Source organism: Mesorhizobium sp. (assembly GCF_004962925.1).
Lineage (GTDB): Bacteria > Pseudomonadota > Alphaproteobacteria > Rhizobiales > Rhizobiaceae > Mesorhizobium.
The window spans coordinates 58,877-65,830 of the sequence record NZ_SUEO01000001.1 but is presented as its reverse complement, the minus strand read 5'-3'; the positions used below and the strand labels follow the sequence as shown (position 1 = coordinate 65,830).

Annotated in this window: 6 protein-coding genes and 1 pseudogene; 2 read left to right on the top strand and 5 right to left on the bottom strand. The window is 57.2% G+C overall.

Annotated features, from left to right (window positions below):
• Positions 1-84: 84 nt before the first annotated feature.
• A pseudogene (locus E5W87_RS00305) lies at positions 85-592 on the top strand (transposase); the annotation flags it as partial.
• A gap of 314 nt (positions 593-906) precedes the next feature.
• On the opposite strand, the gene E5W87_RS00300 reads toward E5W87_RS00305, so the two are convergent.
• Together E5W87_RS00300 and E5W87_RS00295 are read right to left on the bottom strand one after the other, a co-directional pair.
• Positions 907-1,131 (bottom strand): SDR family NAD(P)-dependent oxidoreductase, encoded by a 225-nt coding sequence (locus E5W87_RS00300; RefSeq protein ID WP_292392965.1) that lies wholly within the window; start codon positions 1,129-1,131, stop codon positions 907-909.
• A gap of 46 nt (positions 1,132-1,177) precedes the next feature.
• Complete coding sequence (locus tag E5W87_RS00295) at positions 1,178-1,414, bottom strand: SDR family oxidoreductase (RefSeq protein WP_292392963.1); 237 nt, start codon at positions 1,412-1,414, stop codon at positions 1,178-1,180.
• Positions 1,415-2,842: 1,428 nt separating this feature from the next.
• Here E5W87_RS00295 and E5W87_RS00290 point away from each other — a divergent pair.
• Positions 2,843-4,249 (top strand): glutathionylspermidine synthase family protein, encoded by a 1,407-nt coding sequence (locus E5W87_RS00290; protein WP_292392961.1) that lies wholly within the window; start codon positions 2,843-2,845, stop codon positions 4,247-4,249.
• Positions 4,250-4,431: 182 nt separating this feature from the next.
• Here the strand turns inward: E5W87_RS00290 and tnpB are convergent, their stop codons facing one another.
• The 3 genes from tnpB to E5W87_RS00275 all read right to left on the bottom strand — a co-directional run bounded on the left by tnpB (position 4,432) and on the right by E5W87_RS00275 (position 6,929).
• Complete coding sequence (tnpB, locus tag E5W87_RS00285; RefSeq protein ID WP_292392959.1) at positions 4,432-4,638, bottom strand: IS66 family insertion sequence element accessory protein TnpB; 207 nt, start codon at positions 4,636-4,638, stop codon at positions 4,432-4,434.
• Positions 4,635-5,006, bottom strand: a complete 372-nt coding sequence (locus E5W87_RS00280) for a transposase (RefSeq protein ID WP_292392957.1) — start codon at positions 5,004-5,006, stop codon at positions 4,635-4,637. Before E5W87_RS00280 ends, tnpB begins: the two co-directional genes overlap by 4 nt.
• A gap of 1,638 nt (positions 5,007-6,644) precedes the next feature.
• Positions 6,645-6,929, bottom strand: a complete 285-nt coding sequence (locus E5W87_RS00275; RefSeq protein ID WP_292392955.1) for a hypothetical protein — start codon at positions 6,927-6,929, stop codon at positions 6,645-6,647.
• Positions 6,930-6,954: the final 25 nt, after the last annotated feature.

The following is a 6,954-nucleotide window of genomic DNA, read 5'->3' as shown; positions in this document are numbered from 1 at the left end:
ACCGTGCCCGCACCACCACGGCAAAGCAGCCGCTGAATGCTCTTTTGCGCCTGCTTTGCCGTGGTGGTGCGGGCACGGTTCTCCTCGGCAATCCGTCGCGAGCTCGACCGACTCGAACTGGTGATAGCCCAAATCAAAGAGGTGCAGGCCGAGCGCGACGCTCTACTGGCAATCGCAGTCGCCGAAACTCCAGCAGCGACATTGCTCGATCTCAAGGGTATCGGCCCCGAGTGTGCCGCCATCCTCTACGCGGAAGGGCTGTTCCGGCACTTCGATAATCGCCGGCAGGTCGCCGCCTATGCCGGGCTCGCGCCGACGCCTTGGCAGAGCGGATCGGTCCAGCACGAGCAAGGCGTCTCGAAGGCCGGCAACCCCCGACTTGCGAACGACGATGATCGAGTTGGCTTGGCTGTGGCTGCGCAATCAACCGAGTTCAGCGCTTACCCGCTGGTTCCACGAACGCGTGATGCGCAATCAGGGGCGCCTCAAAAAGACAATTATCGTCGCCCTTGCAAGGAAGCTGCTCGTGGCGCTGTGGAAATACGTGACCGCGGGCGTCGTCATCGAAGGTGCTGTCATGAAGGCCGTCTGACGAGATCACACCGATACACTCATCCCTCGAGGCCTGATCAGCCTCGGCGGATCCAGGAGGCGAACCGAGATCCCAGCTGGCTAGAATGCCGTATCAAAGACGGGTCTCGCCTTCTGGGCCCCTGCCGTTGCAAGCGGGATATTGGTGCAGCCGTCTCAAGCGGCCAAGCGGCGACCGTATGTGTTTGATTAGGCTCGATTGACCGAGCCGTGTCACGCAATCGGGCCCAGCTCTGGATTCCGCCACCAATTGGGAGCAATACGATGCCGCCCTAACACACCTCTTGACCTCAGCATCGTCATGTGAGCCTGGGATCAAACATTGAGCTCAACGGCAAGTGCCTTTGTAAAGCCGATCACCTCCCATTTTGCTGCAGCATAAGATGTATGCAGGGGATAGTAGCCATAAAGCCCAGCAACAGAGGAGATAATAGTTATGCTGCCTGAGCGCTGTCGCTTCATGACGGGCGCAGCGCGCCTAACACACAGAAACTGCGCATCAAGAGAGAGGCTCAGGCCACGGCGCCAGTGGTCGAGCATGAGCTCCTCGATATATCCTGACCTCCCCCACCCTCAGCATTGTTGATCAGACATCGAGGCCATCAAGATCGTCCAAGGCATCATTGAACCATTGATCGATCGCCTCCTCATCAGTCACATCGACGCGCGTGACGCCTATCTGCGGACATGTTTCGGTGGCCGCTCGGAGCGCCTCCTCGTCGACATCGCAAACATGAATCTTGGCACCATTAGCTGCGAACGCCCTGGCGATGGCCCAACCTATGCCTGAAACACCCCCGGTTATCATGACGCGCTGAGACATTCCTCGGTTCCTTCCATTGACTGGCAGATTTCGTTCCGCCTTCGTTGTTGAGGATCTGACGTTGGTCGGCTTAGGTCAAGCGCAGTTTATATATTTACATCATCTAGCAGTGAGATGGTCTGTTGAAATATTTGTGGGAAAGTGCGAGGGCAATTCCCACCATATCTCAGTACAATTCACATCTGCCAGTCAGTGTTGCAATACGATCCTTGTAGGCGGGCCAATGTATGACGAGTTCGTGTCCCCGATAGCGGCAGCGGGCAGGATCAAATTAGACGATCGGTGCTGATCCGATGGCGTAATCGGGACCGATGGCGAACGCGCGAGGCGATGACGTTGACCGCGGCGCCTCGCATTGGGACGGGCGGCGCACGCCCCAAGGCTTCTATTCACCGCCCATGATGCTGACCATCTCCCACGAAATACAAAGGTGCTGCACGTGGAGCGACCGTGGACCAGAGACTTGGGCTTGGGCCATCGTAACACGTTAGCGCGACAGCGGCTTCCTGAGCGCAGGTGACTGCCGTCTGAAGCGATCGTCCGCGACAACAATGGCAAATATCCATGGCATGCGACGCATAGTTGCAGGAACTTGGAACTGACCCGCCGGTTAGCGACGGGAAGTAAGTGCAGATTAGAGATGTCCTCCTCGCGTCCTGTCGGGTGAATCGAGTGCTTGGCCCTGCCCTGCACTGCCTCATGTTGATATTTGCCGATAGGGTCCCGTCTCGAGGGGATGAAGCCGTGTTATCATCCTGGTTCGGAAAATGGATGGCGCTGCGGGTTAACGTGGCGAGACGGTCGGAAATGGGTCGATCGAGCTGCCGGCCGACAAGAAACGGATTCCGGACGAGTTACCAAAGGGGTTTGTGCAAATTTCTACTGAGAAGGCGATGGATGAACTTAAGGTGACCCTTTAGACTGCAGGCGACTGAACGAAGTGGTTGTTGTTTCGTGAACCATCGCTACTGCGGGCTGGGCAGCCCAAGCTGGCCGCCGAGGCGATTGCCGCTCAAATCGACAGTAGGAGATCTCTAGGCGACTGGACATCGGTCCAGAGGATTCTAGCTTCTGTCTCCGCCCACCGTCCCCCGTTCGTGCAGAAGGCTCATAGGCGCGGTGCAGATGGCGTCATACTCGGCCTCGAGCATACGGTCGCATGATGGGAAGGGTGAGGCACGGCACCGTGCTTTAGAACCGTCAAGCCACCAGAGCTGGCAGTTCCTAAAAAACGGCAACACACTATTTTCCCTGTTAGCGGCCAACCGAGTCGCGCGCCACGGGACGCCACAGGGTCTGAGGTTCGCGCTCCGGCGGGTATCCGACTGCCGTACCGGATTCATACCACACTAAACTCGCACTTTCCCAAGAATGGATCAGGGCGTCGCAATCGGAATAGCAACAGAGCAAAATAGATAGGAGCTGCTCATGACAACTCAGACAGGGTCGAGCTCTGCGGAAATCGCAATAGCACCCGCAATAAGCGAGGCGGATGCACGAATTGAGCGCCGACTGTGTGAGCTCGGAGCTTGCGATTCGGCCGCAATCTGGGGGGCCCAAGACGAACTCTCCAGCGCCATTGCAAAGGCCGGCATGCACTTTGAGGGTCGGGCATATCCCGTATGTCTCCGGCCCCTTGCGATAGACGGTGATCTGGCAAATCAACTGAGCGCTACTGCTGAGGGTGTGGTCAAGCTCCTTGATGTCGCCGCTGAGCTGTATTGTTGTAATGACGAGGTACAAGAGCTGTTTCCAGCCTATAAACGTTTGGCGCGTTGGACCACTCGTCTTCCAGAGAATCGGCCCATCACAAGAATATGCCGACTTGATGGCTTGTTCGGGAGCGACGGATATTATAAGATACTTGAAACCAATACCGAGGGGCCTGGCGGTGTTATTCAGAACGGCCTCGCCGCGAAAGTGTGGAGCCAGATACCCAACCCATTGATAGATGGCCTGTCACTGGACGTGGGCAAGCAGCCTTTTGCGAGGGATCCCAACTGCTTTGTCCGGGAACTGGTTTCTGCTTATCATGCTGCTACTGGTCGCGAACTCAGAACCGCCGTCGTAGCCAACTTTCGCGGCCGTTACACGAACGAAGTAGATTGGATGGTGAACGGACTAAGGGACGCAGGGGTGAAAGCAGAATTGCTGGACATTACAGAAATGAAGCGAACGTCTAATGGTTTTGTCGGGCCAGACGGAGAAGTAATACAACTTGTTTACAATAAACTTGATGTAAGAGATATGATTGAATCGGAGGTGTGTACAAATTACTTGGATGCCTGTGCGGCTCGAGAGGTGGTTTCCATAAACCCGTGGATCGCCCAGTGGGTACTATCTGACAAGGCTACCCTTGCCATATTCAGTGATGATCGATTCAGATCGAACTTTAACGAGGAGCAGATCGAGTTTATTGCACGCCATTTTCCATGGACCCGTCTTGTCAGAGAGGGAGCAACCACTGACCCCGAACGGCGTCGTATTGAGCTCATCACCTACATCCGGGAAAACAAGGCCAATCTTGTTCTGAAGCCTTCGAACGCGACGCGTGGCGAGCATGTCCTGGTTGGGCGTCTCACAACCTCAGAGGTGTGGGAGAAACACATCGGGAGGGCCACCCGCACCCCGTACGTAGTTCAAGAATACGTTAGGCCCGGAGAGGTTACGGCTTTGCACCAGCCAAGCCGGTCGTTAAAAAAAATGGCGTATGGAATTGATTGTTATGTATTCGGTGGCCGCCTAGCAGGCTTTCAGTCGCGCGCAAGCTTTGATGCCGTGATGAACGTTGGGAGAAGCGGGATTCTGCTGCCCGTCGCTGTCGCTGGTGCGTGAACAATTGGGTCCCGGTTTTTAGATGTTTGATCTCAGGTTTTGATGGGGCATCCTTATCCTCCGAATAAAGGATGCACTATGGGCCAGGTTCTTCATGGGGGCGCCACGCCGACAGAGGCCGGTCCGTCGAGCGATACAGCATAGTCATGTCTGGACGGCGCCCGCTGATCAAGGGTTTGTTTTCAGCGATGGGATGGTCGCGGGTGACCGTCATGCCAGATCACCTTGATCAGCCCTCCTCGACGCCCGCAAAAGCAGAACAAGTGGCCGCTGTGCGGATCGCGCTTCAAGGTCTCCTGCACCATCAATGCTAGGCCAGGGAAGCCCTTGCGCATATCCGTATAACCAGTGGGGAGCCACACCTTCACGCCGCTCGGGACCGGGATCATCGCCGCTCCAGCACATCAAGAATCCGGCCGAGCGCCTCGGTATCGATATCACTCTCAATCCGCAGGCGACGAGCACCGCCAAGCTCGATCGTCACCATGCTGCTCTTCTTGCGCGGTCGGGAGATCGGCGCTGGCTGCGCCTCGACGACCTCCACCGGAACAAGCTGCGGCACGGACGGCGCGGAGATCTGGCAGAGCTCCTTGCGCCACCGGAAAAGCTGGCTCACATGAAGGATCGCCGATCGCGCGATCTCCGAAACACTGGCCCCAGGCTCGAACGTCGCAGCGACCGGCCGCTCCTTCTCCTCCCGAGACCAGCGCCGGCGCCGCTCAACCGACGTGATCACTTCGATCTGATGCTTCGTCACAGGGCTACTCCTAGCGCTTGCACTAGGACTTGCAGCCTTCAGCCTACCTCAGCAAGGCGGCCGTCACCGTGGGGATACAGCCTAGCGGCATCGACGGCCCGTTGTTCGGCTTCATGCCGTATCTCCGGCCGGGCTGGCCATGAGCGGGGGCAGGCGCACGACGAGTTCGGCAATCGGGAGGAATCCGGCGAACATCGTTCCCGGAAGAGGCCATGTCTGGCGACCGGCGTGCTTGCAGCGACGGTGTCCAGGTAATTTGCCAGCTCGCTCTCGCAGCCACGCTCGCGCGCCGTGGCGAGGATATCGACAATGGGGTGCGAGAGGCCTGACGCTGAGGCACCCGATTTTTATGAGCATGTCGAAGGTTGTCGATACGACAGCACAATCGGGAGTCTGATTGGATGCCCTTTGACATCAGGAGCCTAGCTCGCTCGATCTACCGCGCTGGGCTAAAGGTCGCCGTTGGACTTACTGTTACTTGTTCCAACGCGGCGACTTTTTTTGAGATGGCGGGCAGTCTCCTCATGTGTAGCGAATCAGACGCCCTACCCTACTCCTCATGTGGGTGATCAGTGCATTGAGCATCATCAGGCGCGAGCGGCGTCCGATTACATGACGATGCATAGTTAGGAGAAACAGACCGCGATCTGCGTAAGCGCCCTCAAACTCTGCCTTGAATATCTCAAGCGGAGAGGAGGAAGGCATGTAGCAACCATATCGAAACAGGCAGAATCGGACAGCATCGTTTCGACGGGCAGTTCGACGATACCGGTTGGCACCCCTGCTTGGATCAGCTCACGAGCTGTCAAGAGGAGTCCCATTTCACGAATGATCGTTAGGGTGTTATGGCTGAAATCCCATGATGGGGTACGGGTAGCAATCGGCCTTTTGCCACAGACGCGCTCTAGCACTCTGCAGAGCGCATCATCAACTCGCGCTCGTCTTGTTCCGCCGTTTCGCTCGTGAACCCATCCATGGATGGCCAACCTCGTGTTGCTCCTCGGCATACAGGAGCGCTGATACAGCCGGAACAAAAAAGCTCGCCTTGATGTCGTGCGCCGCAAGCAGATTGAGAATGCGAGGCAGACCGACGCGCTACCGTATTGCCCTTTTGACAGTCTGCCGGGTGAACTGCCCCCATTGTGCAATTCGATGGTCTCGTGATCGCTGTCAAACGAGAGCGCCACTGCAACGCGCGCGCCTCCCGGCCAAACGTCTGGCTTCAGCGAACGCCCGGCGCGCACATGCTCGACGGTACTCCGCCAACCCGCCTCGTCCCATTGCCAGGCGTTAGCACCAAGTGCTTCGTCCACGAAAGGTTTCTCCAAATAATGCCGCCGCCCGGCGGTTAAATCGATTGAACGACTTGTAAAGCGGTTCACGAGACGCGAGAGCTCCGTGTTGTCCCGGCTGGCGAGGATTAGAATGCAGTCCTCAGGTTGGTAACGCGTTCTGACTGCGTTCCTCGCTCGAGACGGCGTTGCCCCCTTAAACTTCTCCACTGCTGTTAGGATAATGCCGCTGGCGAGTTCAACGTCGAGATAGAGATCTGTGACCAGTCGCTGATATTTTCAAAACGGAGGGAAGCCTGTTTAGAGCGCCCCCCGCGTTCCCCTCATCGTCCCGCGCCCTTGACCTCTATGCACTCAGGACGCACACACGCGTCACACACGTGCGAATTTGCGTTCCAGAAGATGTGCAGTTGACGCCCTCACCGCTGTTGCGAATGGGGAAATGGGGCGGCACATCCGCTGCGTGGGTAGAGGACCCTCCTTCGAAATTCAAAGCACCGATGCCCTGTACGAACTGAAAATCTAAAAAAGGGTCGTGTCCCATCAGGTGGTGTAGCTCGGCGGTTACGAAGCCGCTCGCGAGCGCGCCGTTAGTAGCGCTGTAGCGAGTGAGCGGCGTGTCGGTGGTCATCGGCGCCTTCCGGTAGGGTTTGGTT

Excerpts from the sequence above, each read along its gene's own strand:
- E5W87_RS00295 (WP_292392963.1), bottom strand. The coding sequence starts at position 1,414 with ATGTCTCAGCGCGTCATGATAACCGGGGGTGTTTCAGGCATAGGTTGG.
- tnpB (WP_292392959.1), bottom strand. The coding sequence starts at position 4,638 with ATGATCCCGGTCCCGAGCGGCGTGAAGGTGTGGCTCCCCACTGGTTAT.
- E5W87_RS00290 (WP_292392961.1), top strand. The coding sequence starts at position 2,843 with ATGACAACTCAGACAGGGTCGAGCTCTGCGGAAATCGCAATAGCACCC.
- E5W87_RS00275 (WP_292392955.1), bottom strand. The coding sequence starts at position 6,929 with ATGACCACCGACACGCCGCTCACTCGCTACAGCGCTACTAACGGCGCG.
- E5W87_RS00300 (WP_292392965.1), bottom strand. The coding sequence starts at position 1,131 with ATGCTCGACCACTGGCGCCGTGGCCTGAGCCTCTCTCTTGATGCGCAG.